General features: G+C 52.2%; 20 protein-coding genes, 1 tRNA gene and 3 pseudogenes. 18 read left to right on the top strand and 6 right to left on the bottom strand.

Annotated elements, in window-relative coordinates; all coding sequences use genetic code 11:
• Positions 1-145: 145 nt before the first annotated feature.
• The 13 genes and pseudogenes from XI25_RS22745 (at position 146) to XI25_RS22685 (ending at position 19218) form a co-directional block, all read left to right on the top strand.
• Complete coding sequence (locus XI25_RS22745; RefSeq protein ID WP_200901474.1) at positions 146-1075, top strand: ABC transporter permease; 930 nt, start codon at positions 146-148, stop codon at positions 1073-1075.
• A gap of 31 nt (positions 1076-1106) precedes the next feature.
• On the top strand, positions 1107-2027 hold the full coding sequence (locus tag XI25_RS22740; protein WP_046680350.1) for a carbohydrate ABC transporter permease: 921 nt from the start codon (positions 1107-1109) through the stop codon (positions 2025-2027).
• A 208-nt stretch (positions 2028-2235) separates the two neighbouring features.
• Positions 2236-4536 carry a glycoside hydrolase family 3 N-terminal domain-containing protein gene (locus XI25_RS22735; protein ID WP_046680349.1) on the top strand — a complete coding sequence of 767 codons (2301 nt, stop codon included), beginning with the start codon at positions 2236-2238 and terminating at the stop codon, positions 4534-4536.
• Positions 4537-4541: 5 nt separating this feature from the next.
• Positions 4542-7649 carry an alpha-mannosidase gene (locus tag XI25_RS22730; protein WP_046680348.1) on the top strand — a complete coding sequence of 1036 codons (3108 nt, stop codon included), beginning with the start codon at positions 4542-4544 and terminating at the stop codon, positions 7647-7649.
• A 114-nt stretch (positions 7650-7763) separates the two neighbouring features.
• The gene (locus XI25_RS22725; RefSeq protein WP_046680347.1) at positions 7764-9083 is read left to right on the top strand and encodes a glycoside hydrolase family 125 protein; all 1320 of its coding nucleotides are present in this window, start codon (positions 7764-7766) and stop codon (positions 9081-9083) included.
• Between the two features lie 62 nt (positions 9084-9145).
• Positions 9146-10133, top strand: a pseudogene (locus XI25_RS22720) (glycoside hydrolase family 130 protein).
• 132 nt (positions 10134-10265) lie between these two features.
• A pseudogene (locus XI25_RS22715) lies at positions 10266-12991 on the top strand (alpha-mannosidase).
• A 221-nt stretch (positions 12992-13212) separates the two neighbouring features.
• Positions 13213-14388 carry a Gfo/Idh/MocA family protein gene (locus XI25_RS22710; protein WP_046680346.1) on the top strand — a complete coding sequence of 392 codons (1176 nt, stop codon included), beginning with the start codon at positions 13213-13215 and terminating at the stop codon, positions 14386-14388.
• Positions 14389-14442: 54 nt separating this feature from the next.
• Positions 14443-15492 carry an SIS domain-containing protein gene (locus tag XI25_RS22705; RefSeq protein WP_046680345.1) on the top strand — a complete coding sequence of 350 codons (1050 nt, stop codon included), beginning with the start codon at positions 14443-14445 and terminating at the stop codon, positions 15490-15492.
• A gap of 85 nt (positions 15493-15577) precedes the next feature.
• A complete protein-coding gene (locus XI25_RS22700; protein WP_046680457.1) occupies positions 15578-16369 on the top strand; it encodes a DeoR/GlpR family DNA-binding transcription regulator in 792 nt (263 codons plus the stop codon).
• An 11-nt stretch (positions 16370-16380) separates the two neighbouring features.
• Positions 16381-17352, top strand: a complete 972-nt coding sequence (locus XI25_RS22695; RefSeq protein ID WP_046680344.1) for an ROK family protein — start codon at positions 16381-16383, stop codon at positions 17350-17352.
• Between the two features lie 19 nt (positions 17353-17371).
• Positions 17372-18241: a class II fructose-bisphosphate aldolase gene (locus XI25_RS22690; protein ID WP_046680343.1), complete on the top strand. Its 870-nt coding sequence runs from the start codon at positions 17372-17374 to the stop codon at positions 18239-18241.
• Complete coding sequence (locus tag XI25_RS22685) at positions 18238-19218, top strand: 1-phosphofructokinase family hexose kinase (RefSeq protein WP_046680342.1); 981 nt, start codon at positions 18238-18240, stop codon at positions 19216-19218. The genes XI25_RS22690 and XI25_RS22685 overlap by 4 nt, the downstream gene beginning before the upstream one ends.
• A 338-nt stretch (positions 19219-19556) precedes the next feature.
• Here XI25_RS22685 and XI25_RS22680 read toward each other — a convergent pair whose 3' ends face one another.
• Together XI25_RS22680 and XI25_RS33790 are read right to left on the bottom strand one after the other, a co-directional pair.
• Entirely contained in the window at positions 19557-20111 is a 555-nt protein-coding gene (locus XI25_RS22680) for a L,D-transpeptidase (RefSeq protein WP_235440080.1), read from the bottom strand.
• A gap of 278 nt (positions 20112-20389) precedes the next feature.
• Positions 20390-20545, bottom strand: a complete 156-nt coding sequence (locus tag XI25_RS33790; RefSeq protein WP_200901465.1) for a hypothetical protein — start codon at positions 20543-20545, stop codon at positions 20390-20392.
• A 538-nt stretch (positions 20546-21083) separates the two neighbouring features.
• Between XI25_RS33790 and XI25_RS33485 the strand changes: the two genes are divergently transcribed.
• Both XI25_RS33485 and XI25_RS22675 read left to right on the top strand, forming a co-directional pair.
• Positions 21084-21254, top strand: coding sequence for a hypothetical protein (locus XI25_RS33485; RefSeq protein WP_160308946.1), 171 nt, complete (start codon positions 21084-21086; stop codon positions 21252-21254).
• 250 nt (positions 21255-21504) lie between these two features.
• Positions 21505-22212, top strand: a complete 708-nt coding sequence (locus XI25_RS22675; protein WP_046680341.1) for a diphthine--ammonia ligase — start codon at positions 21505-21507, stop codon at positions 22210-22212.
• Positions 22213-22403: 191 nt separating this feature from the next.
• Here the strand turns inward: XI25_RS22675 and XI25_RS22670 are convergent, their stop codons facing one another.
• A complete protein-coding gene (locus XI25_RS22670) occupies positions 22404-22829 on the bottom strand; it encodes a VOC family protein (RefSeq protein WP_046680340.1) in 426 nt (141 codons plus the stop codon).
• Positions 22830-23023: 194 nt separating this feature from the next.
• Between XI25_RS22670 and XI25_RS22665 the strand changes: the two genes are divergently transcribed.
• Complete coding sequence (locus XI25_RS22665) at positions 23024-23356, top strand: hypothetical protein (protein WP_046680339.1); 333 nt, start codon at positions 23024-23026, stop codon at positions 23354-23356.
• A gap of 69 nt (positions 23357-23425) precedes the next feature.
• Here the strand turns inward: XI25_RS22665 and XI25_RS22660 are convergent.
• From XI25_RS22660 to XI25_RS22655, 3 genes and pseudogenes are all read right to left on the bottom strand, one after another.
• Positions 23426-24188: pseudogene (locus XI25_RS22660) on the bottom strand (DUF2935 domain-containing protein).
• 278 nt (positions 24189-24466) lie between these two features.
• Positions 24467-24571, bottom strand: coding sequence for a sporulation protein YjcZ (locus XI25_RS32410; RefSeq protein ID WP_082112470.1), 105 nt, complete (start codon positions 24569-24571; stop codon positions 24467-24469).
• 528 nt (positions 24572-25099) lie between these two features.
• Positions 25100-25172, bottom strand: a tRNA-Val gene (locus XI25_RS22655).
• Positions 25173-25310: 138 nt separating this feature from the next.
• On the opposite strand from XI25_RS22655, the gene XI25_RS22650 reads away from it, so the two are divergent.
• Both XI25_RS22650 and XI25_RS22645 read left to right on the top strand, forming a co-directional pair.
• A complete protein-coding gene (locus XI25_RS22650) occupies positions 25311-25571 on the top strand; it encodes a hypothetical protein (RefSeq protein ID WP_152669196.1) in 261 nt (86 codons plus the stop codon).
• A 332-nt stretch (positions 25572-25903) separates the two neighbouring features.
• A complete protein-coding gene (locus tag XI25_RS22645) occupies positions 25904-26362 on the top strand; it encodes a GNAT family N-acetyltransferase (protein WP_046680337.1) in 459 nt (152 codons plus the stop codon).
• Positions 26363-26462 lie beyond the last annotated feature (100 nt).

Raw genomic sequence — 26462 nt, 5'->3', positions numbered from 1 at the left:
CTTTATTCAGATATAAGAAAAGTATAGGAGTTTTTCATGCTTGGGCTTATATTTTCTCGGGAGAAGCGCCTTCGTCCTTTGCTTTTAAGAGGATGCGAAGCCGTTTTTGCTTGATTCATCAAGAGGAGGGATAGTAGTGAGAGCAATCGGACAATTTTTCAAGAACATCATGACCAACAAAGCCATGCTTCTCATGGTACTGCCGGGAGCCATTTGGTTTCTCTTTTTCTCATATTTGCCGATGCTGGGAACCGTTATCGCATTTAAGGAATACCGCTTCAGCAAAGAAGGGTTTCTGGCCAGCATCATCAACAGTGAATGGGTTGGACTGAAAAACTTTAAATTTTTGTTCAGTACCAACGATGCGTATATCATTACGAGAAACACGGTGTTGTATAATTTCGCCTTTATTATCCTGGGCCTGATCCTGTCTGTCGCCCTGGCCATTGTCTTGTCCGAAATCGCAAACAAACGACTGGCGAAAGTGTACCAGACCGGCATGTTTCTGCCCTATTTCTTGTCTTGGGTCATTGTCGGTTATTTCACGTTCAGCTTCCTGAGCATGGACAAAGGGATGTTGAACCAGATTCTCGGTTGGTTCGGAGCAGATCCGATACAGTGGTACTCGGAGACGAAATACTGGCCCTACATTCTGATTCTGGTCAGTCTGTGGAAGATTATCGGCTATAACAGCGTTGTGTATCTTGCAGCCATCATGGGTATCGATAAATCGCTGTATGAAGCGGCGATGATTGACGGTGCCAACAAATGGCAGCAGATCAAGGCAATTACGATACCGATGCTGAAGCCGCTGATGACCATTTTGACGCTGCTTGCGATCGGCAGAATTTTTTATGCAGACTTTGGCCTCTTCTATCAGGTGCCAAGAAACTCCGGAACTCTGTACTCCGTGACAAACGTTATCGATACGTATGTATACCGCGGGCTTAAGACGACCGGCGAAATCGGCATGAGTACGGCTGCAGGTTTGTATCAATCCGTTGTCGGCTTCATCCTGGTCATGACATCCAACTACATTGTGCGCAAATACGATAAGGACAACGCCTTGTTCTAAGCCGTGAATAACTTCAAAGGGGGTACGTGCCGTGACTAATAGCAAAACCAAATCGAAAGATTTTCATCGGCTCTCGACGGGCTGGAATATCGTGGCCAATCTGATTGCCGGGTTATTGTCTTTTATCTGCGTTTTTCCGTTCCTGTTTGTCATGATCATTTCTTTCACGGATGAAAAAACCTTGGCAACGAACGGCTATCGCATCATTCCGGAAAAATGGAGCCTTGAGGCTTATAAATACGTATTCGGTGAAACCGGGGAAATGCTTCTCCGCTCTTATGGGGTTACTATCTTCGTAACCGTGGTCGGGACCATCATCAGCTTGGTCGTCATCTCGCTGTATGCCTACGCCATTTCAAGAAAAAGTTTCAAATACCGCAATTTCTTTTCGTTCTTCGCTTTCTTTACGATGCTCTTCAACGGCGGATTGGTGCCGACTTATATCGTGGCTACCCAGCTGCTCGGGCTGAAAGATTCCATCTGGGCGCTCATTTGGCCGCTTGCGATGAATGCGTTCTACATTATGATCCTTCGTACGTTTTATAAAACAAGCGTGCCGGATGCGATCATCGAGTCGGGCAAGATCGACGGCGCGAGCGAATTCAAAATCTTTTATAAACTGGTGCTGCCGCTATCCCTTCCGGGCCTGGCTACCATCGGTTTGTTCAGTACCTTGGGTTACTGGAACGACTGGTTTAATGCGCTGCTGTATATCGAGGATCCCAACCTTGTTCCTCTCCAGTCCATGCTGATGCGGATCGAGACGAGCTTCCAATTTATTTTGCAAAACGCGCAGAACTCTTCGCTCAGCATGAGCGCGCTTCAATCCCTGCCGCAGGATACGTCCCGCATGGCCATGGTCGTGCTGGCGACGGGACCGATCATTCTGGCCTACCCGTTCTTCCAGCGTTACTTTATCCAAGGCCTGACCATCGGTGCGGTGAAAGAATAAGTCGGGTTTTGAACGAAAGACGACAGGAATCGAATCGACATCGACTCTATGAAATCGGCTATGATGTTTCATGCGGAAGCATCTGAAGCATTCGCGAAGGTTTTGTCCGGGCACCGCTCGTCAGGTCCCGGCTCGCCAACCTTCATGGTGCTGAAAACCCGATTAGGTTGAATGCGTATTTTATGTAACGATCGGAGGATGCGATAAAGTGAGCTATAAGGATCCGAGCAAATCGGTTACGGAACGGGTGGAGCATCTTTTAAGTCTGATGACGCTGGAAGAGAAGATCGGACAGCTGATTCAGCCGTTCGGCTGGAAAACCTACGAGTACAAGGATGGTCAGGTTCATCTGGCCGAAGACTTTAAGCATCAAGTTGAAAATGGCGGCGTCGGTTCGCTGTACGGCGTGCTGCGGGCGGATCCATGGACCGGCGTCACCCTGGAAACCGGCCTCTCGCCCGAGGAGGGGGCCCGCACGGTCAACGAGATCCAAAAATACGCGATCGAGCACTCCCGGCTCGGGATTCCGGTGCTGATCGGTGAAGAATGCTCGCATGGGCATATGGCGATCGGCGGCACGGTGTTCCCGGTGCCGATCTCGATCGGCAGCACATGGAATGTGGATTTGTACAAGGAGATGTGCAAAGCCGTCGCGCTGGAGACGCGCAGCCAAGGCGGCGCCGCCACTTATTCGCCGGTGCTGGACGTCGTCAGGGATCCCCGATGGGGACGGACCGAGGAATGCTTCGGAGAAGATCCTTACCTGATCAGCAAGCTGGCCGTAGCCTCGGTCGAGGGGCTGCAAGGAGAGTCGCTGAACGGGAGCGACAGCGTGGTCGCGACTTTAAAGCATTTCGTCGGCTACGGAAGCTCGGAAGGCGGCCGAAATGCCGGCCCAGTGCATATGGGACTCCGCGAGCTGCTGGAGGTCGATCTTCTGCCGTTCCGGAAAGCGGTGGAAGCCGGAGCGCAATCCATCATGCCCGCATACAACGAAATCGACGGCGTGCCTTGCACGGTCAATTCCGAGCTGCTTGACGATATTCTCCGCAAGGAATGGGGCTTTGACGGGATGGTCATCACGGACTGCGGGGCCATCAATATGCTGGCATCCGGACATGATACGGCGGAAGACGGGATGGATGCGGCCGTTCAGGCGATCCGTGCCGGCATTGATATGGAGATGTCCGGCGAGATGTTTGCCAAGTATCTGCTGGAGGCCGTACGGCTCGGGAAGCTTGAGACCGAGGTTCTCGACCGGGCAGCCCGCCGGGTGCTGAGCTTGAAATTCAAACTCGGATTATTCGACAAGCCTTATGTCGATCCCGAGCTTGCAGGGAAAGTCATAGGGAGCGGCGAACATATAGCTCTAGCCCGTCAGCTTGCCGCTGAGGGCATTGTTCTTTTGAAAAACGAGGAGGGAATGCTCCCGTTATCCAAAGAGTCCGCCGGCACCATTGCCGTGATCGGACCGAATGCGGACCATGGCTATAATCAGTTGGGCGATTACACTTCGCCGCAGCCCCCGGAACGCGTCGTTACCGTTTTGAAGGGAATCCGCCACAAACTGAAGGATGAGCCGCAGCGTGTGCTGTACGCGCCGGGATGCCGGATCAAGGATGACTCCAAAGAAGGTTTTGAGTTGGCGCTGTCCTGCGCAGAGCAGGCGGATACGGTCGTGATGGTGCTTGGCGGTTCCAGCGCCCGCGATTTCGGGGAAGGAACGATAGACCTTAGAACCGGGGCATCCAAGGTTACGGATAACGCATTGAGCGATATGGACTGCGGGGAAGGCATTGACCGCATGACCCTTCAGCTGTCGGGCGTCCAGCTTGAGCTTGCCCAAGAGATCCGCAAGCTTGGGAAGCGGCTTATCGTGGTATACATGAACGGGCGTCCGATTGCCGAACCTTGGATTGACGAGAACGCATCGGCGATTCTGGAGGCTTGGTATCCGGGTCAGGAAGGCGGACATGCCATTGCGGATATCCTGTTCGGCGACGTGAATCCGTCCGGCCGCCTGACCATTTCCATTCCGAAGCATGTCGGACAGCTTCCCGTGTACTATAACGGAAAACGTTCACGCGGCAAGCGGTATCTTGAAGAGGATTCCCAACCTCGCTATCCGTTCGGCTTCGGTCTAAGTTATACCGAATTCAGCTACAGCGACCTGAAGGTCTTGCCCGAGGTGATCGGGGCGGATCAACAGGCAACCGTCACGGTTAACGTAACCAATACCGGGCAGCGTTCCGGGGACGAAGTCGTCCAGCTGTACATTTCGGACGTGGCCAGCCGATATACGAGACCGGCGAAAGAGCTGAAAGGTTTCCAAAAGATCAGCCTGAAGCCGGGCGAAACCCGGAAGGTGGAATTCACCGTCGGCAAGGAAGAATTGCAGTATATCGGAAAAGATTATAAACCTGTCGTAGAGCCCGGCCTGTTCCGGATTATGGCCGGAAGACACGTTAACGACACGCTCAGCGCCGATTTAACGGTACGGGAGGATTGACGCACATGGAGAGAATTAGGCGATTCATCCGGGAACTGTCCGACCGCCAATGGTTGGAACAGTTAGGGCTGCGGGATTGGGACATCACCCGCAGCACCTACAAGCTCCCGGGACAGTATGAGGATACGGCGCCCTATCCCGAGGGCAAAGAGTTGGACCGGTTTCCGAGCCGGCAGGGTACGACGTATTTTTTCCGAAAAACCCTTGAGTTTCCCGCCGGATGGCTGGATGACCGGATCGGGTTATGGTTCGAATCGGGAGGAGAAGGGCTGCTGCGGATAAACGGCCGTTCTTATCAAGGCCTCGACCGGAACCACAAATTCGTCACCTTGGATCCCGAAATTACGGGAACGAAGATGGAGCTTGAAATCGAGCTCTTCGACCCGGTGCCCGAACCGGTTGACCCGTTAAACCGGCAGGCGGTGATCCAGCCGCCGATTACGGCGGTCCGGAGCATGCTCGTCCGCGTTAATCGTCCTGTCGAAAGCCTGATGTACACGGTTGTGATCATACGCGATTCCTTGATCCTGCTTCCCGAGCAAGACTTCCGCCGCGTACGGCTTATGGAGGCGCTTTACCGGGCGATGGACCGATTCGTTTCGCTGGATGAGCAGGCGATTCGCCTGGGAACGGCCGTCACGCGTCTGGAGCAGGAACTGGTCCGCGAGATCAAGGAGATCGGCGGAAACGCGGAAGGCACGGAGCATATGGTGGGGCAATCGCATATCGACATCGCCTGGCTGTGGCCGGTTCGCGAGACGGTTCGCAAAACCAGCCGGACCTTCTCGACGGTGGATGCTTTGATGAACGAATACCCCGACTACAAATACGCGCAAAGCCAACCCCTGCTGTTTCAGTTTCTCAAGGATAACGACCCCGAGCTATTCGAACGCGTGAAGCAAAGAATAGCGGAGGGACGTTGGGAGCTGGTCGGCGGGATGTGGGTGGAGCCCGATCTGAACATCCCGAGCGGAGAATCGCTCATGCGTCAGATGCTGTACGGTCAGCGCTTCTATAAGGAAGAGTTCGGGAAAACCTCGGATATCGAGTGGCTGCCCGATACATTCGGCTATTGCGCTTCCCTGCCGCAAATTTTGAAACATGGCGGAATCCGTTATTTCATGACGACGAAGCTGGGCTGGAACGATACCAATGTGTTTCCTTACGATTTATTTCACTGGATCGGCATTGACGGCACGCCGATATTGTCTTACCTTAACCATGGAGTGAATGAAAATACGCTACCGAAGGATGTGTCCGAGCATTGGCAGTCCTACCGGCAAAAGGATGTTCATAACGAGCAAATGCTGCTGTACGGCCATGGCGACGGAGGCGGCGGGGTAACCCGCGAAATGCTGGAATACATCGACCGTTCCGGGCTCATGGTGGGCCAGCCGGCCAGCCGCTACAGTACGGCTGCGGATTTCTTCGAGGGGATCCGGGAGCGGAGCCCGAAGCTTCCTGAATGGAGGGGGGACCTTTATCTGGAGCTGCATCGCGGCACGTACACGACGCACGGCCGCAACAAGCGCCATAACCGGAAAGCGGAAATCTTGTACCGCGAAGCAGAGGTTTGGAACACGCTGGCGGCTCCGGGCATGTCCGAAGCAGCGCAGCGCGAAGTCCGCGAAGGGTTGCATGACGGCTGGAAGCTGATTTTGCTGAATCAGTTCCACGACATTATCCCGGGATCGGCCATAACCGAATCGTACGTGACCTCGGAGAAAGAGTACGGCGAGGTTTTTGCAAAAGGTTCCGCCTCGCTTGGCATCGGCCTGAAAGCGCTGGCTTCCCGCATCCTTACGCAAGGGGAAGGCGAGCCTTACCTCGTCTTCAACAGCCTCGGCTGGGCAAGGGACGCCGTCATCCGCATACCGAAGAAACCAGGCGAGGGACGATGGGCGGCGCATGACGCGGACGGCAGCCTCTTGTCCTGTGATGTCGGCCAAGGCGAAACGGCAGGGGAGACGGTTTTGACGGTCCGGGTGCCTAACGTTCCGGCATTCGGGTATAAGACGATTTGGATCCGTACCGTTCCGGACGCCGGTCCGTCCTCCGAGCCGGTTCGAGCCTTGGGCGATGAATGGGAAACGGCGTATTACAAGATTCGTTTCAATCATCGCGGCGAAATCGTCAGCCTGTTCGATAAAGAGAACGGCCGTGAAGTGGTGAAGCCGGGGGAACGCGCGAATCGATTCCATTTCTTCCATGACCGTCCGGTGCTTTGGGATGCGTGGGATATCGATACGCGTTATGAGGAGCAGCCTGCCGGAGAAGCCGAACTGCTCGAGAAACAGGTCATTTTGGCCGGCAAGGTGATGGACGTGCTTCGTTTCCGCTGGCGGCTCAGTCAGTCCGAAATTACGCAGGACCTGATTCTGTACCACCTGGACCGCAGGATCGACTTTAAAACGTCAGTCCGCTGGAACGAATCCCACAAGCTGCTGAAGGTCGGATTCCCCGTGGACGTCGTAACCGAGAAAGCCACGTATGAAATACCGTTCGGGGCCATTGAGCGTCCGACGCACCGCAACACGAGCTGGGAGCAGGCGCAATATGAAGTATGCGGGCACCGTTTTGCGGACGTTTCGGAACGCGGCTACGGCGTCAGCCTCCTGAATGACTGCAAGTACGGCTACGACGTTCAGGGCAGCACGATCCGGCTGTCGCTGCTTAGAGCGCCGAAATGGCCGGACGCAACCGCCGACCTGGGCGAGCACGAATTTACGTATTCGCTGTATCCGCATGCCGGAAATTGGCCGTCGGCGCATACGGTACGCGCGGCGGCGGAGCTGAACCATGATCCCGCGGTGATCAGGACGGAAGCCCGCCAAGGCTCGCTGCCTCCGGTGCATTCGCTGATCGGCTTCACGGGCGAGCATGTGATGCTCGATACGGTTAAACCGGCTGAAGACGGCAGCGGCGTGATTGTGCGCCTCTATGAATCCTCCGGCGGCCGGGAACGCGTGGAGCTGAACTGGGGCGGGCCATGCAGCCAAACGTTCCTGTCCAATGCCTTGGAGCAGGAGCTGGAGCCGGTGAATGCCAAGGCGGGCCGGATCGAGTTGCATTTTGCCCCTTATGAGATCAAAACGTTGAAAATCATTAGCTAAAGTGCGCAGCGAGGGCGGCCCGCAACCCGCGGGTTGTCCGCCATCCCGTTATCTGGGTCATCCGCATTTTCATAACTACTCTATAACTGTACAGCTAAAGGAGCGACCGATCATATGGAACAATTTAGACTCCCTAAAATACCGATGCCGAAGCTAGAGCTTCCGAAGGCCGTGAAGGACGTGCTGGCCGAAGCCGAAACGAAGCTTGCCCACCGCCCCAAATTGCTGCAGCTGTTCAAGAACTGTTTTCCGAACACGCTGGAAACGACGACAAAGCTGATGGATGACGGCACGACCTTCGTCATTACCGGCGACATTCCGGCCTCCTGGCTGCGGGATTCGGTGGAGCAGGTGATTCATTACGTACCGCTTGCCAAACATGATGCCGACCTGCAGCGGATCATTAGCGGCTTGATCAAACGACATATTCAATACATTCATATCGATCCGTACGCCAACGCGTTTAATGAATCGGCCAATGACTGGCACTGGAATACGACGGACGTGACGGAGATGTCCCCATGGGTATGGGAGCGCAAGTTCGAAATCGATTCGTTGTGCTTCGTTATCCGTCTGGCGTATATGTACTGGAAAGAAACCGAGCAGACCGACATTTTCGATGCCGGCTTCAAATCGGCGATGCGGCGCATTTACGAGCTATTCAAAACCGAGCAGCATCACTTCGAGCAATCGCCTTACCGCTTTACGCGCAACAATGGGATTCCCGAAGACTCGCTGCGCAACGGCGGTCTCGGCATGCCGGTCAATTACACCGGGATGATCTGGTCGGGCTTCCGCTCCAGCGACGATGCATGCGACTTCCATTACAACATTCCGGGCAACATGTTCGCCGTCGTGGCGCTTCGCCAAATGCAGGAGTTTGCCGAGTGGGTATTCCGCGATCTTGACTTCCTGGCCGAGCTGAAAGAGCTGGAATTCGAGGTCGATCACGGCATTAAGCTGTACGGCATATACCGCCATCCGGAATTCGGTCCGATTTACGCTTATGAGACCGACGGCTTCGGCAATTACTGCCTGATGGACGATGCGGGAACGCCAGGGCTGATGTCCATTCCGTATCTCGGTTACGTGAGCGCGGATGACCCGATTTATCAAAATACGAGACGGTTTGCGCTAAGCAAGGAAAATCCGTTCTACTTTGAAGGCAAAGCGGCCAAAGGCATCGGCAGTCCGCACACGCCGAAGGATTACGTTTGGCATATGGCCTTGTCGATGCAGGGCATTACGGCGCAAACCAAAGAAGAGAAGCTGGAAATGATCGCGATGCTGGAAGCGACGGATGCGGATACCGGTTATATGCATGAAGGTTTCCATGTCGATGACCCGGCCATCTTCACGCGGAAATGGTTCGCCTGGTCGAACAGCCTTTTCTCGCAGCTCGTTTACCGGGCCATGAAAGAAGGCATTCTGTAAGTTTTTCGCTGCATCTTTAGCGTATACACGATAAACGTTCTTATAAAAAAGGAGACATGACAATGACCAGAATTATTGGCGAATCCCTGAAAAACATTCCTTGGCAGGACAAGCCGGAAGGCTACAATATGCCGGTTTGGCGCTATTCCGCCAACCCGATCATCGAGCGCCACGCCATCCCGAATTCCAACAGCGTATTCAACTCCGCCGTCGTACCGTTTGAAGGCGGATTCGCCGGCGTGTTCCGCTGCGACTCCAGATCCGTCAGCATGGATATTTTCGCCGGTTTCAGCGACGACGGCGTGAACTGGAACATCAATCACGATCCGATCGTGTTCGAAGGCGACGAGGAAATCACCAAACGGGAATACCGCTATGATCCGCGGGTCTGCAAAATCGGGGACCGTTATTACATCACCTGGTGCAACGGCTATCATGGCCCAACCATCGGGATTGCCTATACGACCGATTTCAAAACGTTCCACCAGCTGGAGAACGCGTTTCTGCCTTATAACCGCAACGGTGTGCTGTTCCCGCGCAAAATCGGGGATTATTACGCCATGGTCAGCCGTCCGAGCGATACGGGCCACACGCCGTTCGGGGATATTTTCTACAGCGTAAGCCCTGACCTTACCTTCTGGGGCAAGCACCGTTACGTGATGGGAACAATCGGCGGGGACGCTTCGGCTTGGCAGTCCAAAAAAAATCGGACCGGGACCTGTGCCGATCGAAACCGACCAAGGCTGGCTGCTGATTTATCATGGCGTCATCAATACCTGCAACGGGTTCGTATACCGCATGGGCGTCGCCCTGCTGGACATCGACGAGCCGTGGAAGGTGAAAGCCCGTTCCCGCAACTATATTTTGGGACCGGAAATGCCGTATGAATTAACGGGCGACGTGCCGAACGTTACTTTCCCATGCGCGGCATTGACGGATGCCGATACCGGCCGGATCGCCATTTACTACGGCTGTGCCGATACGGTGACGGGACTCGCGTTCACGACGGTAGATGAGCTGCTTAAGTACATGGAGGAGTATCCTCTGTAAGACAAAGCGTTGTCGTTAAAATCCGAGAACTGCCATTAGGGCAGGCATTCGCGTGAAACGGTCGGTTTGAGCGTCCGTTTCACGCGGCCGTCTTGCCCATCAATTTTTTTTATACAGCAGGAGGTTAAGGCAATGGGCAAGCAAAGAAAGGCGCATATCATTTCCCACACGCACTGGGACCGGGAATGGTATTTGCCGTATGAGAAGCACCATGTCCGGCTGATCGAGCTGATGGATACATTGCTTGAAACGATGGAAAAGGAACCGGAATACAAATACTTTTTCCTCGACGGACAGACGATCATCCTGGAAGATTACTTGCAGGTTCGTCCGGAGAAAAAGGAGCAGCTTGACGCGCTCATCCATGAAGGCCGGATCCGCATCGGCCCTTGGTATATTTTGCAGGACGCGTTCCTGACCAGCAGCGAAGCGAACGTGCGCAACATGCAGATCGGCCATCAGGACGCCGAGAAATACGGAACGGTATCGAAAATCGGCTATTTCCCCGATACCTTCGGCTTGGCGGGCCAAACGCCGCAGCTTATGGTCCAATCCGGGATCGACAATGCGTTCTTCGGGCGCGGCGTCAAGCGACGGGTTTTAACAACACCGTCTCGGATGGCGACTTCGAGTCCTCCTTCTCGGAGCTGACGTGGGAAGGACCGGACGGCTCAAAAGTGCTCGGCATCCTGTTTGCGAACTGGTACAGTAACGGCAACGAAGTACCGGCCGGCGAGGAAGAGGCGAAAGCTTACTGGGAAAGAAAGCTGGCCGACGCCGAGAAATACGCTTCCACCGGGGAACTGCTCTACATGAACGGCTGCGACCATCAGCCGATTCAGCGCGATCTGCCGGAAGCGATCCGGACCGCGAAAAAGCTCTATCCGGACACCGAATTCGTGCACTCGACCTTTACGGACTATTTGGACGATCTGAAAAAAAGCATGAAGCAGGACCTGTCCAAGGTGCAGGGCGAGCTTCGCAGCCAGCGGACGGACGGATGGGGAACTCTCGTTAATACGGCTTCCGCGCGCGTATACCTGAAACAGATGAACCAGACCGGGCAGAGCCTGCTGGAAAAAGTGGCCGAGCCTCTGGCTTCGCTGGCCAGCCTGGTCGGGAAGGAATACCCGCATCACCTGTTCACATACGCTTGGAAAACGCTGATGCAGAACCACCCGCATGACAGCATTTGCGGCTGCAGCGTGGACGAGGTGCACCGCGAGATGGTGACCCGGTTCGATAAGAGCCGCCATGTTGCCGAAAACATCGTGGAAGACAGCAAAAAGGCGATTGCCGAAGCGGTAGACACATCCGCTTTTGCCCGCTTTGGCGAGAGCGCCGTACCGTTCGTCGTGTTCAATACGACGGGCTGGAATCGCAGCGGCACGGTAACCGTGGAGTTGGACGCGGAGCGCCTGTATTTCCGCGACGGCTATTCCCTTGAGGAAACCAGCCGGCGGATGAAGGAAGCGGATATTTCCGAACGAATCGTGGTCGATTCCGAAGGAAATGCCGTAGCGTTTACGATGGAGGATTTGGGGCTGCAGTTCGGGTACGATCTGCCGGATGACCGGTTCCGCCAGCCGTACATGTGCCGGAGAGTGAAGGTTACCTTTGAAGCGAAGGACATTGAGGCCCTGGGTCTCCAAACGTTTGCCCTGGTGAAGTCGGATGCCTTGCCGAAGACGGCTGGCTCGCTGCTTGACGGAAATCGGATCTTGGAGAACGGAAACCTGAAGGTTCAGCTGGCTTCCGACGGTTCGTTTACGCTCACCGACAAGAAAAACGGGAAGGTCTACCGCGACCTTGGCGTGTATGAAAATACCGGCGATATCGGCAATGAGTACATGTACAAGCAGCCGGAGGGCGAGACAACCCTCACCACGAAAGGTCTGGAAGCCAAAATTTCCGTCGTGGAAGATACGCCTTACCGAGCAGCGGTCGAAGTGCTCCACGAGTGGGAAATTCCGGCGTCCGCAGGCAGCAAGCTGGATGAGGAGCAGCATGAGCTGATCTACTATCCGAACCGCAAAGCGCAGCGTTCCGAGGAAACGGTCACCCTTTCGATCCGCACGCTGATCTCCCTTGACCGCGAAGGCAAAGGCGTGAAGCTTACGGCAACCTTCAACAACCGGGCTAAGGATCACCGCCTCCGGGCGTTGTTCCCGACGGATCTGGACACGGCGGTTCACCGCGCCGACTCCATGTTTGAAATCGTGGAGCGGAACAACGTTCCGGCGAAAGAGTGGGAGAACCCTAGCAATACCGCCCACCAGCAGGCTTTTGTGGATGTAAGCGCCGAGGGTGCAGGCTTGACGGTCGCCAATCTTGGGCTTAACGAATACGAAGTGCTGCGCGACGGACGCAACACGATAGCGGTAACGATGCTGCGCGCCGTGGGCGAGCTCGGCGACTGGGGCTATTTCCCGACGCCGGAAGCGCAGTGCCTTGGCGAGCATACCGTGTTTATGGAAGTCATTCCGCATGACGGCAACGGCATGACCTCCGGCGCTTATGCGGAAGCTTACCAGTTCCAGGTGCCGTGGACGGTATGCCAGACCGGCATTCATCAAGGCTCGATCGCGCCTGCGCAATCGATGTTCGGTTGGAATCATCCGGAGCTTGCGTTCTCGTCGCTGAAAGTGAGCCATAAATCGGGCGATTTGATGCTGCGATGGTTCAACATGGGAGCTTCGTCCACGGAGCTGTCCTTGCAGACGAGCCTTCCGAATGCCCAGGCCTACAAAACGACGATCCTGGAAGAGGAGGGGACTTCCGAGCGCTTCAACGAGGAAGGCGAGTTCACCCTCACGGTGAAGCCGTATGAGATCGTTACCCTGGGAGTAAAGGCTTAACCCCGTTCAAACCGCATAAAATGAAATGAAACCTGCTATAAACTAAGATGGATAGCGAAAAGTCCGGCCGGATGGCCGGGCTTTTTTTTGCATTCACAAAAAATTTCAAAATATATGATATAAAACGTCAATAATACGATTGAAAAAATCATAATAATGATTTAAACTGTCATCATACATCAAGTTCATGATTACGAATACTCAAAATGAGGTGATGGAAAATGAAACAGGTTAGGATGGGCGTAATCGGTGCCGGCAACCGGAGCATGATTGCGGAATACTGGCATCAGCCTGGCGGAAATTCCGTGGTAACGGGCGTGGCGGACATTTCGATGGAAGCCCTTACAGACTTCAAACAGAGGGTGAATCCGGAGGCGTTTGCCACGACGGATTACCGGGAGCTTCTCGCCAGAGAAGACATTGACGCGGTTGCGATTCTTACGCCGGATCATCTTCATGAGGAGCACGCCATTGCCGCTTTCCGTGCAGGCAAGCACGTTTATTGCGAAAAACCGCTGGCGATAACGCCGGAAGGATGCGACCGCATTCTGGATGAATGGAAACAATCGGGCAAACACCTGATGATCGGTTTTAATATGCGTTACATGGCCATGTACCAGACGATGAAGGAAATCATCGACTCGGGCGTGATCGGCGAGGTCAAGGCCGTTTGGGTAAGGCATTTCGTAGGACTCGGCGGATATTATTACTATCATGACTGGCATGGCACGAGAGACAATACGACCTCGCTGCTTCTGCAGAAAGCGTCGCATGACATCGATATCATTCACTGGCTTACAGGCCGTTACGCGGAGAAGGTATCCGCTTTCGGCAGCCTGGATTATTACGGCGGGGATATGCCGAACGATCTCCACTGTCCGGAATGCGAGCTGCAGAACACTTGTCCGGAAGCAAGCTTTGAACGGATGACTCAATGCGCCTTCCGCGAAGAAATCGATGTGGAAGATAACAGCATGGTCATCATGCAGCTTGAAGGCGGCATCAAGGCATCGTACCTGCAGTGCCATTTCAGTCCCGATTATTCCCGCAATTATACCTTTATCGGCACCAAGGGCCGGCTTGAGAATGACGACGTGAACGACAAGATTTATGTAAAAACCAGAAAGTCCGGCTCCTGGCACGAGATGAGCGATAGGGTCTATGAAATGAAACAAATGCCGGGTACCCACGGCGGAGCCGATCCGCGGATTTGCCAGGATTTCATCAACCTTGTTCTGTTCGATAAAATGCCGCTGACGACGCCTTTTGCGGGGCGCATGAGCGTGGCGGTGGGTTGCGCAGCAACGGAGTCCATTCGTGCTGGCGGAAAGGTCGTTCAAGTCGATCAAGGCCGGCATCGTCCTGCCGTGCAGAACGACGTGCCGGTTCACGGCTGAGCGGCTGATCGGCCTACGGAAAGAACAAATAATGATGAGGGGGAGACTTCTTTAATGATAAAGGGACAGTTGACATACCCGGAGATTGCCCAGCAGGGGGATGCCATCGCTGCCGCTTGGGAGCAGTTATCCAAGCAGCAGGATTGGGTGCAGAAATATATCGGCAACGGCGTTTATGACGAGGTTGTATTCATAGGCTCGGGTTCATCCTATTACCAGGCTCAAACGATGGCCGCGACCTTCCGATATTGGCTCGGCCGGCCCGCAAGCGCATTTCCTTCTTCGGAAATCTTTTTGTTCCGGGATCAGTCCGCCGCCATAGGCAGGAAGAAGCTTCTTGTCGGGGTCTCCCGTTCCGGGGAATCCACCGAGGTAATTCTGGCCATCGATTCGGTCAAAGGGCTGGAAGAATGGGATACATGCGGCATCACTTGTTATGAGGACAGCGGCATGGCTCAGCGCACGGAATGTCTTGTATCTCCGTATGGCAAAGAGAAGAGCACCGTAATGACGAAGTCCTTTGTCAGCATGACGTATATGATGCAGGCCGCCATCGCATTGGCTGCGGGAGAACGTTACACGGGCGAGATGAAAGCCGTAATGGAGCAGTCCGGCGCCAAAATAACGCAGGCCGACGATTTTGCCAAACAGCTGATCGATAACAACCATTTCAATAAAACCATTTACCTGGGCATGGGAAGTTACTTCGGGATTGCGCAAGAGGCTTGCCTCAAACTGAAGGAAATGTCTTATACTTGGACTGAAAGCTACGGCACCCTGGAATTCAGGCACGGTCCCAAATCCATTATCGAGCCCGGATCGCTCGTTGTATTGCTGCTGTCGGAGACGGCAAGGCCATATGAGCTGAAAGTGGCGGAAGAGATGAAAGCATACGGCGCTTATGTGCTTGTGCTGACGGCCCGCAAGGGCGAGGATACCGCTTTTGCGGACGCCGTGTTTGAAATCGGGGGAGCGGAGGTAAGCGACGAGGCTCGCGCCGTTATGTATTTGCCGCTGCTTCAATATGTGGGCTTTTGGACAGCCGTGAACAGAGGGGTCGACCCCGATGAACCGCGGAACCTGACTCAGGTGGTTAAAATCTGAAGAACGAAAACGGCAACGTGAATGTCCCAAAGCAGCATCTTGAAGCGGCGCTTCGGTAATGACCAGCGAGGAGGATATGAAAGATATGGCACGTATTGGAATGAAAGCGGAACGGCAAAACCGGATCCTTAGTGCGCTGGCGGTTAAGGGCGAAATGTCACTTCAAGAGCTGATGACGGCATTCAACTGCTCGGAAGCTACGGCCAGGAGGGATTTGGAGGAGCTGGAGCAGAGCGGAAGCGTCATCCGGCGCGTCGGCGGCGGAGCGATGTACGTGAAGCCGGCTTCGGTTTACGAGGTTCCTTTTGCCGAGAAGCAGCAGGTTTTGTATATGGAAAAAATGAATATCGCCCGGAAGGCCGCCTCTTTGGTTCAAGAAGGGGATGTGATCGGGCTGACCGGAGGAACGACGACGTTCCTGATTTCCCAGCAGTTAAAGCACAGAAAGAATATTACGGTCGTGACCAACGCCGTTAATATTGCGATGGAGCTGTCGGAGAACAGCGACCTTCAGGTGGTGCTGACGGGCGGAGTGCTGCGAAACAAGAGCTTCGAGCTTTGCGGGCCGCTGGCGGAGCAGACCGTCAATGCCGTCAACATCAACACGATGTTTATGGGCATTGACGGCTTTACGGCCGCGGGGGTGAGCACTTATTCGGAGCTTGAAGCGAATATTGCCCGAATGCTGATGCGGCGCGCGGATAAGACGATCGCGGTCTTCGATCATACGAAGATCGGCCGGGCTTCCCTGTTTACGGTAGCCCTTTTGGAGGATCTGCACGGATGCATTACGGATGAACAGCCGCCCGAGGTTTTGTCGGGGGCACTGAAGGAAGCGGGAACCTCTCTGTATATAGCCGAAAACGAAAATCCTTAGGGGGAGAAACGATGAGTTTCTGGATCGGCATGGATGTTGGGGGAACCAACATCGTCTGCGGCATCGTGAACGAGAAGGGCGAGGTGCTGAATTCGCTGAAAAAGCCTACCGAGGCACATCTCGGCACCTCTGCCGTGTTGGACAAAATGGCACAAATGGCTCTGGAACTGACGGAAGGCGCAGGACTTGCCGGCCGGGTGGCCGGCATGGGCGTCGGCATACCGGGATTGGCGGATCCATGGACGGGAAGCTCGGTGTACTCCGCCAACCTGAATTGGCGGGATGTACCCTTAAGCGCGGAACTGTCCAAGCGTACTTCCTTGCCGGTTTATATCGACAATGACGTGCGGATGTACGTTTACGGAGAAGCGATGTTTGGCGCGGGGCGCGGCGTCGATTATGTTTTGGGCCTGACGGTGGGTACCGGGATTGCCTCGGCCATGGTGAGCCGGGGGCAGCTTCATTACGGCTACCGCAACCTGGCCGGCGAAATCGGGCATGGCATGATGGACGGCGAAACGGCGCCGTGCGGATGCGGCTTTGAAGGATGCTTGGAAGCATCGGCCTCCGCCTCGGGTATGGTCCGCGAAGCGAAGCGCCGTTTAAGCGAGGGGGCGCCGTCCATATTATCGCAATGGTTTCCGGGAGACGATCTCGCGCAGTTGTCGGCAGCCGATCTGTCGAGAGCGGTGGATGCCGGGGATTCCCTGGCTTCCGAAATCATGAACCATGCGGGCGAACTGTTGGGGAAAGCGCTTGTGCCTGCCGTCCATATTTTGAGCCCGCAGGTGATCGTTCTGGGCGGAGGCGGAGCCTTGGCCGGGGAAAGGCTATTGGCGCCGCTGCGCCGGATTCTGTTCACAAGGCTGCTGCCCGATTTCAGGCAGGATCTTGAGATCCGAACGGCATCTCTGGGAGATGGCGCGGGCGTCATCGGCAGTGCCATGCAGGCCAAGCAGCGTCATGACATGAATCACTCATAATGAATGGGAGGCTTACACAATGACCTTAATATCATCTACGCCTTTATTGGAGACTGCACGCGGCGGGGGATACTGCGTCGGCGCGTTTAACGTGCATACGCTTGAAATGCTGCAGGCTGTCGTTGAGGCAGCGGAAGAAACGCAGTCGCCGCTAATCATTCAATCCACGGTCGGGACCGTAAAGCATCTAGGACCGGACTATATTGCAAAAGCTGCAATGGTCGCTTCCGAAAGATCAAGCGTACCGATTGCGCTGCACCTGGACCACTGTTCCGATTTCAATATCATCATGCAGTGCATCCGGGCCGGTTATACCTCCGTCATGATTGACGCCTCTCATGAAGCCTTTGACGTGAACGTGGATATGACCCGAAAAGTCGTGGAAGCCGCAAATGCCGTAGGAATCAATGTGGAGGCCGAGCTCGGACGCGTCGGCGGGGTGGAGGACGATATCGTCGTGGACGATCAGCATGCCATGCTGGCAGACCCGGACGAGTGCCAACGCTTCGTGGAGTTAACCGGCGTGCATACGCTCGCGCCTGCCATAGGAACGGCCCATGGCATTTACAAAGGAGAACCGAACATCGATTTTGAACGGATCCGCAAAATAGCGGCCAAAGTGTCGGTGCCGCTTGTTCTCCACGGCGGATCCGGCATTCCGGATGAACAGGTCAGACGCTGCGTGGCGGAGGGCATGTCCAAAATGAACGTGGCGACAGAGCTCCGCATTGTCTTCTCCAACGCGATCAAAGACGTATTCGATCATAATCCGGAAGAAAACGATCCGCGCAAATACATGGTTCCTGCCAAACAAGCCTTAAAAGCGGCAGCGATCGAGAAAATGCGGCTGTGCGGCTCCTTCGGCAAGGCCAGGGATTATCTGCAATGAACCCAAGGATTGTCACCGTAACGTTAAATGCAGCCATTGATAAAACTTACTATATGAACGGTTGGACGGCGGGGACCGTAATGCGCGTAGAACAGGTTCATGCTATTGCCGGAGGTAAGGGCCTTAACGTTTCAAGGGTTTTGCATCAATTGGGGCACCGTGAAATTACCGCTACGGGTTTTACCGCCGGTTATAACGGGCAGTTTATCGCCCGTGCGGCAGAAGATGAAGGAATTCATACCGATTTTGTAAATATACAAGGCGAATCGAGAATCTGTCTTAGCATTATAGACGAATTGAACCATACCTTTACGGAGGCTTTGGAGCCGGGTCCGCCGGTGACGCCGAAGGATGAGGCAGCAATCAAAGCAAAAGTCGGGGAGCTTGCCGGGAAAGCAGGTCTGGTCATTATTTCGGGAAGCCTGCCGAAGGGATGCCGGCCGGAGCTTTACGCCGAGTTGATTGAAATAGCTTCCTCCTGCGGCGCGGAGGTATTCCTGGACAGCAGCGGACCCGCGCTGGAAGCGGGGATGAAAGGAAAACCAGGCTTCATCAAGCCGAACGAGGACGAAATCAAACCGTGGCTGAGCAGTGCCGGGGACAACGATCCTCGCTTGGATGCGGCTGGAGAGGGCAACCTTCACGCCTATGGAGCCGCCATCCGGAAGCTTGCGGAGGATACGGGCATTCCGAGAGTCATTGTCACTTTGGGTGCGATGGGCGCATTGGCATGCATTGGCGGCCTGATCTATCGAATCCGGATTCCGGAAATCAAAGCGGTAAATCCGGTAGGCAGCGGAGACTCTTTCGTGGCAGGGTATGCTTTTGCCCATGTTCGCGAACTGCCGGCGGAAGAATGCCTGCGTTATGCCGCCGCGGCCGGAAGCGCCAACGCGCTGAAACCGACCGCAGGCTGCGTGGTTCCGGAGGATCACCAGAGGCTGCTTGAACTTATACAAGTGGACGTATGGGAATGAATTGACGATCGCCGTCAACGGAAATGAACGCAGATATAGCAACGTCTGCCGCATCCATCAGACCGCGAAAGCGCACATATAACGAACGAAGGGATTGGCCCGCGATCGGAGTCATGCAAAAGCTCATCGAACAATGATGGGCTTTTTTGTTGTCCCTAAACCGGTACGAAACCGGGGCCGCTGCTCTTTTCCTCTGTCAAGCGAACGATAACGGGGCATATTTGAGGATGTTCAAACGGGAAAAGCGCCGTTTCAATCCAAACAGACAGCATTTAGCGGAAGTTTTTCTTGCGATATAAGGAAGCCGCGTCTTTCGAAGCTTATACTTTTCTTATATCTTAAAAAAACCGGGCCCTTTTGCAGGGCTCCGGCTTAAGGTATCCTATTATTTTTGAATAAGTACGGGGGTGCTCATCTTCACCTTGTCGAACAGCCAGCGGACATCCTTGTTGTACATCCGGATGCAGCCGTCGGATACGTATTTTCCGATGGAAGCGGGATTGTTGTTGCCGTGGATGGCGTAAGCATAACTCGTTCTTCCATTGATTTTTACGTTGATGCCGAGCCATCGGTCCCCCAGGGGATTTCTCGGATCTCCGCCTTTGATTTTCTTTTTTATAATAAGGCCTGTTTTTCGTTTTCTCGTGGATTTTAAACAGACCCTCGGGCGTGTAGGAAGGTTTCTTTCCCGTGGCTACAAGGAAGGTTTTGACGACCTTGCCTTTTTCATAGTAGGTAAGCTTGTTGCTGGATTTGTCGATCACGATGAACTGCTTGTGTTTGGCGTATTTGGAGTCCAGCTTTTGACTAGCGGCGTCAGCCTCATGAACGACGGGGAAAGCGAACAGCAGCAGCAAGGCAAAGACCAGCGTGCGGTATAAAGCCTTCTTCAAAATGGGTATCACCTCTTTTCGACTCTCCAATGTATGCAAAAGAGACGCAATGTTGCCTGTACGGTTGAAGGAATCTCAGCCCCTTTTTTTTCGTTTTTTTGTATGAAGGTGGTGTAACAGGATGATATGTATGGGCCAGGTATTGGGGATTTTAGGTATTTTCCTGCGACATAATATATACGATTCAAATGTCGAAAAAGGTGCAGGTTTTCTGAAATTTTTCGCAAAAAAATACCCTTCCTGGCATGGAAGGGATCGATAAGCTATTGCCCCAAGGGCTACCGCTTCGTTTTATCTGTTTTTTCGTAGGCAATGAGCGTAACCTCTTTACCCGTTATTTCGGCTATTTCCGCTTCGGCTGCCTTGATGGCGTTTAAGGTCTGGTCGTTTCCGTTAAGCGGAGCAATTCGGTAATCGTCGGTTTTGATGTTCAATCCGGTTTCACCTCCTGTTCTTGGCGGCTATATTGGTTAGAGTTCCCTCATTCGGTTTATTGAATTCACGTAAAACGAAATCCTATGGCAGGAAGGCTTGGGGGAGCTACTCCGGATCGATAGCGGTTCGCCGGATCATGCCGGTTGCGTCCAGCTATACGCCGTTGCAGAAAAAAAACATCTCCTCGAGTGTTTCACCCATTGCTGCCGTGGTTAAATAGAACATGAGTGGGAAGTGGTAGTCATCCTTCAACAGACGGAAAACAGTCGGACGGCAGTTTTCGAAAGGTTGTGGATTAACCATGAACACACTGAAATGGAAAAGGAAAAAACGGTCGAAGTTTCGGCGGTTTTTTAAAGGCAAAGCTCCCTAGCAATTGGAAAATTGCTTAGCGTTTTATATCGCTTCCCACGACAGAAGACCCTGTGGAGGATCCGCGGGGTCTTCGCTTGTATAAAAATACCAATAAATAAAATGTAACTTTTGTTTATATATGGCGTTATCTATTAAGAGGGACATAAACAACCGGAGGATACCATGAACAATAAACATAAATTAATGGAGCTTGAAGGCAGAATTCATGAACTGGAACAGGCAGAAACTTCGAAAAGCCAGACGGTCATGAACGTTCTCGGGCTTGCCTTGGGTTACATGGGGGCTATCCTTGTTATGCTGCTTGTGGGTGTTGCAATAAGTTATTTGTCATAAAACCTCAGATGGATATCGTTAGGCCGAGAGTTCATCCTCTCGGTTTTTTTGCCTGAAAAATTTGGAGGCGATAAAAAGACAAATCCGATGACCGGTAAAACGACGCCTAGTTTTGACGATTAACCGAATCCTTCCGCCTTGTCATGCTTGGCGGGCTTATAAATATTTGATGATTTCACTCCACGAGGCTTAATATATAAACATGGGTTACAGGTCACCAAGCATAGAGCAAACAAAGGGGAAGAATAGGATGACAGATCAGGATTGGAAAAATGGTGCTCACGGACATAAGTTCGTTGCTTCCTTCAGTGGGGGAAAAGACAGCACGTTGGCTTTATATAAAGCCATGAAGGTTGGGGAAGCCGTAGGGCTGATCGTGATGTTGGAGGAAGAAGGGCAGCGATCCCGGTCGCACGGAATGCCTCCGGAACTGATAAACGCCCAAGCGGAATCCATCGGTTTGCCTGTTTATACCGGAGCTGCGAGTTGGGAAGATTATGAAGCCGTCTACATGGAATTGTTAGAAAAAGCGAAGGAACAAGGTGCAGAAGTACTGGTAACCGGCGACTTGGATGTCCCTGCCCATGGTTGTTGGCACGACAAGGTTACGACAAACGCCGGTTTGAAGCTGGGTATGCCTCTGTGGGAAATGGATCACCTTGAAACGGTTCAGGAGTTCATCAATCTGGGATTTGTCACGATCGTGGTAACCGTAAATTTATCACTGGGGATGAGTGAAGACGATTTGGGGCGGATTTTAACCCATGAATATGTGAAGGAGCTTGAAGCTCGCGGCATAGACCCTTGCGGAGAAGGCGGGGAGTTTCATACTACCGTAATAGACGGACCTATTTTCAGACGTCCCGTTCCTGTCCGTAGATGCCAGATAGTTAAGGACGGAACCTATGCCTTTTTGCCTTTGGAGCTGGATAAAAGAGAGACCGTTGCCTCAATATAGGCTTCGGCATTCCAACACCGACATTCGCCTGAGGGGCGAGATTAAAACAGCCGGGCAAGCATTTGCTTGCTCGGCTGTTTTAACGTTAAATTTATAGACGTTCCAACTCCTGTAATAGCCCTCTATTTAAGGAACTATGGACTGGGTTACACTAACGTCAAGCTTCAAAAAAGAGTTAATGCGATCCGTTCTTATGAGGTCGGATTCTCTTCATAGTTGAACTGCCATTCGATCCCGAATTTGTCAGTCACTTGACCGTAGCACTTGCTCCAGAACGTTTCCTGCAGCTCCATGCCTACCTTTCCGCCCTCCTTCAGCTTGTTGAACCATGTCTCAACTTCATCGCGACTATTCGTTACAATCGCAAGGGTGATATTATTGCCTACCACGAAAGGCATGCCCGGAAACGTGTCCGAGAACATGACATTGCTGTCGCTAATCGTTAAACGGGCATGCATGACAAGGTTCTTCGCTTCTTCCGGAAGCTGGTATTCCGGGTTTGGCGGATTATCGCCGAAGGTCATAATTTGCGGCTTTTCCGTTCCGAATACATCTGCATAGAACTCAACGGCCTCGCGACAGTTTCCATTAAAAACCAAATAAGCATTGACAGACATTACTTGTTCTCCTTTCATAATAGGAAATAGGTCTTGTCCCGTGCCTCCAATCCGCTTTGAACGGCATGGGTCTCCATCATACTTCATGCGACGGTCTCTGTACAAGTATACGGATAATCTGATTTTTCAAACCGTCTACGTCTGATAAGGCTGTCCGCAAAGTCGGGCAGGCACTAGGGGAATCGAAAGGGCGATTGCTCTTCAGGCCTCTCCCACAGCCTCTGTGGGGGTCATACGGGGAACGGTTCAAGAATCTAACGGCACGCCGGTTCCGCTCGCTGCTGTTTGGCAAAAAGACGTTGAAGCAATTTTACAACGATGTTGCTGCTGACCTTAAGCAGGCCCCGCAGCAGGCTTCTACACCTAATTTCGTACCGCTGCCGGTGGGAACCGCCCAGGCATTGATTGATAATTACGTGTCTCCGCTGTGGTTTGCCAAGTACAAGGAAGGCGATGAGGTGGGGAAGACCCATGCTCACAATTTGGCGAATTACCTTCGGCGAGCTGCGGGAATTCCAGAACAATGAGAAATGGCCCGCTGGCTAGATGCTGGCGGGGGATTTTTTGGAACAACATCTGAAAGTATTTAAGGATAGTTAAAACAGTATTTCTTTCTTGTTTACTTTGACCCCTGATAAAGATTGCTCAAACATATCGAGAATAAACAGAAACCGTTCCGCTTCCCGGAATACATGATCGGCCAATAAGGGATGAATGATGCTTTTGATTCGGCATTCTTCAATTAAATCGCGAGCTGTTTTTTTTGAAATCCCGGAGGGATTTAACGGAGACTCGATTCTCATCAACAAATTGACTTAATAAAGGAATGGTTTGGGATTGAGGCCGCATAGAGCTCAGATCCACTGCTTGCCACAAGAGGGTATCAAATTCTTGGCTAAATTCCCTCGCTTGTTTCACTAGCTTCCGTTCAGACGGGTCAAGGAGGTGGCTTATAAATTTTGCGTGATCCGCCATAATTTTTAGAAAGAAAACATTTTCATCTATGATCGCATCGTGTAGGGGCTCAAGTCTTCCGAGATTAAGTTCTTCCAACCGATTCCTAAAATAATTAGCCTCTCTGCTTACATGATCAACGAGCAAGGGGAAATTGTTTTGACCTGGGAGTTTACATCGTAGGATAAGACCCAAAACTTTCCTTTTGAATGCCCAAATATGTGCTGCGGCATTATGTACTTCAGTATTAAACTCCCTAATCATTTGTGGATCGGCATCTGCTGTAAATGCGTAGGCTCTTCTTTCTATATCATCAAACACAGCTTGAAATTGATTCGCCTCATTGATCAATTGCGTGTCTTCACACCTAAAACCTAATCGAAGGAATAGTGAATGTTCTTTCATTATTCGTGACCAAAAGCGGATTTCGTCTAATGACCGAACCACAAACGGATCAGACAAATTAACCCCTCCATTACGTTGATTTCAGAGCAGACATTTTAGCCGAAGGTCAAATCGTTAACTAAATATATGGTGCTGGCTTGTTCCAATATGCACAAGATTATTTGTCAAATTTTTTTTTTATAGTACTCATACTAAAATCCCGAATGCCTGAAATCTGAAGACCCTGCCGGCTATGTGCTGGCAGGGTCTTTCTTTAGCTTTGAGGATACTAGATCTTATTATACGAATGCAGCTAAGACGATAACCAGCAAGATGAACAATACAAGAACTATTCCTACTTTGCTGCCGTATCCACCGCCGTATCCACCTACTGCTTCACCCATGAATGATTCCTCCTTTGTTTGTTTTAAACTACACCTTATCTTATGATGTATTACATGAACGGCCAGGGCGCATAGGCAAAGAAAAATAGAAGTGATTGGTGGAACCGATTATTGGACTTTACCATACCGATTATGTGCTAGCATGGTCTTTTTTACGATTTAATGGTATTAGCCGACTTACGTGCTGTATATCTTCAAGAGGTATGTAAACCAGGCCTTGATTATTTTTGACCTTTCTTTGCTGGCATAAAAATGACCCCCTAGAAATTCATCGGTTAACCCTAGGGGGGTTCCAATGTCTAATCTAAGGGGTGCACTTCACCAGTGTTGAGCCGTTTTTTTTATATCAGTCAAATTAAAAATCATATAGGGTGATTTATAGAAATGAGACCAAATAGGACTATAAAACAGACGTACAAACAGGTTTTGTCCCCATTTTGTCCCCACTCACAATTATCTAACGGAATATGGAGAAAGTGAAAAAAAAGAAAAACCCCTGCGGCTTAATGCCACAAGGGTTCTCGGCGATGATCTGTAGTGGGCTCGAACCACTGACCCCCACCCTGTCAAGATGGTGCTCTCCCAGCTGAGCTAACAGATCATGATAAATAAGTTTCGAAAGACAATTTATATATTATCAGCTGATGGTTAACGTGTCAATTATTTTCTTCGTTATAAAATGCCTCGTTCCGGTTCAGACTAGGGGGAGTTTGATTTTTCCAATTAGGGGGACGACTGCGTGTCAAATGGAAAGTGTTACATAATGAAGGGAAAGCGGTCGTTTGCGTTACTCCTGCTGTTTCCGCTTTTAAGCGGCTGCAGCATATCGGGCAGAACGTCCGTCGATATGGACCCGCTCCAATCCCCGGTTTCGCCTGTATTAAAGGATGTTTATGACCGTTCGGTTGAAAAAGACGTATATGCGCCGGGAGGCAGGGGAGAAAGGCTTTTTCCCGATCCGGTACTCGAGCCGGAAAGCATGCTTAAAGATAAGCTGTAGCGATGCTACCGGAAGGAAGACCTGGACCCAAACCAAGAAAATAACCGCCGGCCGCAAGGGGTGGCGGTTTATCGTCCATCCGGGTCCTGTTCTTCATCCCATTTACGGGAATAACCTTTATTTATGGTATAAAACATAGGGTAAATCAGAATAATCGAAATGATGACAGCCCAAAAAATCGTGCCGCCGATTCCCATATTTGCTCTCCGGCTCCTTTCCGTATGATGCATTTTCCTCTACTATACAGGAAAATAAATATTTTGTATAATAATTCATCTATATATCCGGCGAACTGTTTCGGAAGTGATTTGAGATATCGAGAGGTGTTGGAAATGGCAGCGGAAATCATTAATGTCACCACGGAAGATCAGCTGAAAGAGGCGCTGAACATTCGGAAAGAAGTATTCGTTGAGGAGCAGCAGGTTCCAATCGATCTGGAAATCGACGATTACGACAGCCTGGATGCCGACGCGCACCATGTTTTGATTAAATATGACGGCGAGTACGCGGCAACAGGCCGAGTAATTTACTACGATAAAGAATCGGCCAAAATGCAGCGTATCGCCGTACGCAAACCTTACCGTTCCAAGGGTCTCGGCCGTGTTCTCCTCATGGCCATGGAAACGCAGGCCAGGGAGCTCAGGCTTGTTTATTCCATCCTTGACGCCCAGTGCCAGGCCGAGGGCTTTTACAACAAGCTCGGTTATGTGACCATATCGGACGAGCCATTTGACGACGCCGGAATCCCTCATGTCCGCATGAAAAAAAGAGCTGAATTAAAAATAATTTAAAACCTCAAACACCACTTTAAGTCGACAATAGCCAGAAAGTCCGTTTAAGCTAAAATTTGGAAATCTGTATATAAAAAAAACTCTGACCGTTCATGTATGG

It is taken from the genome of Paenibacillus sp. DMB20 (assembly GCF_000987955.1).
In the GTDB taxonomy this organism is placed as follows: domain Bacteria; phylum Bacillota; class Bacilli; order Paenibacillales; family Paenibacillaceae; genus Paenibacillus_AQ.
Note: the sequence above shows the minus strand (reverse complement) of the source record. Positions and strands in the feature narration are given on the sequence as shown.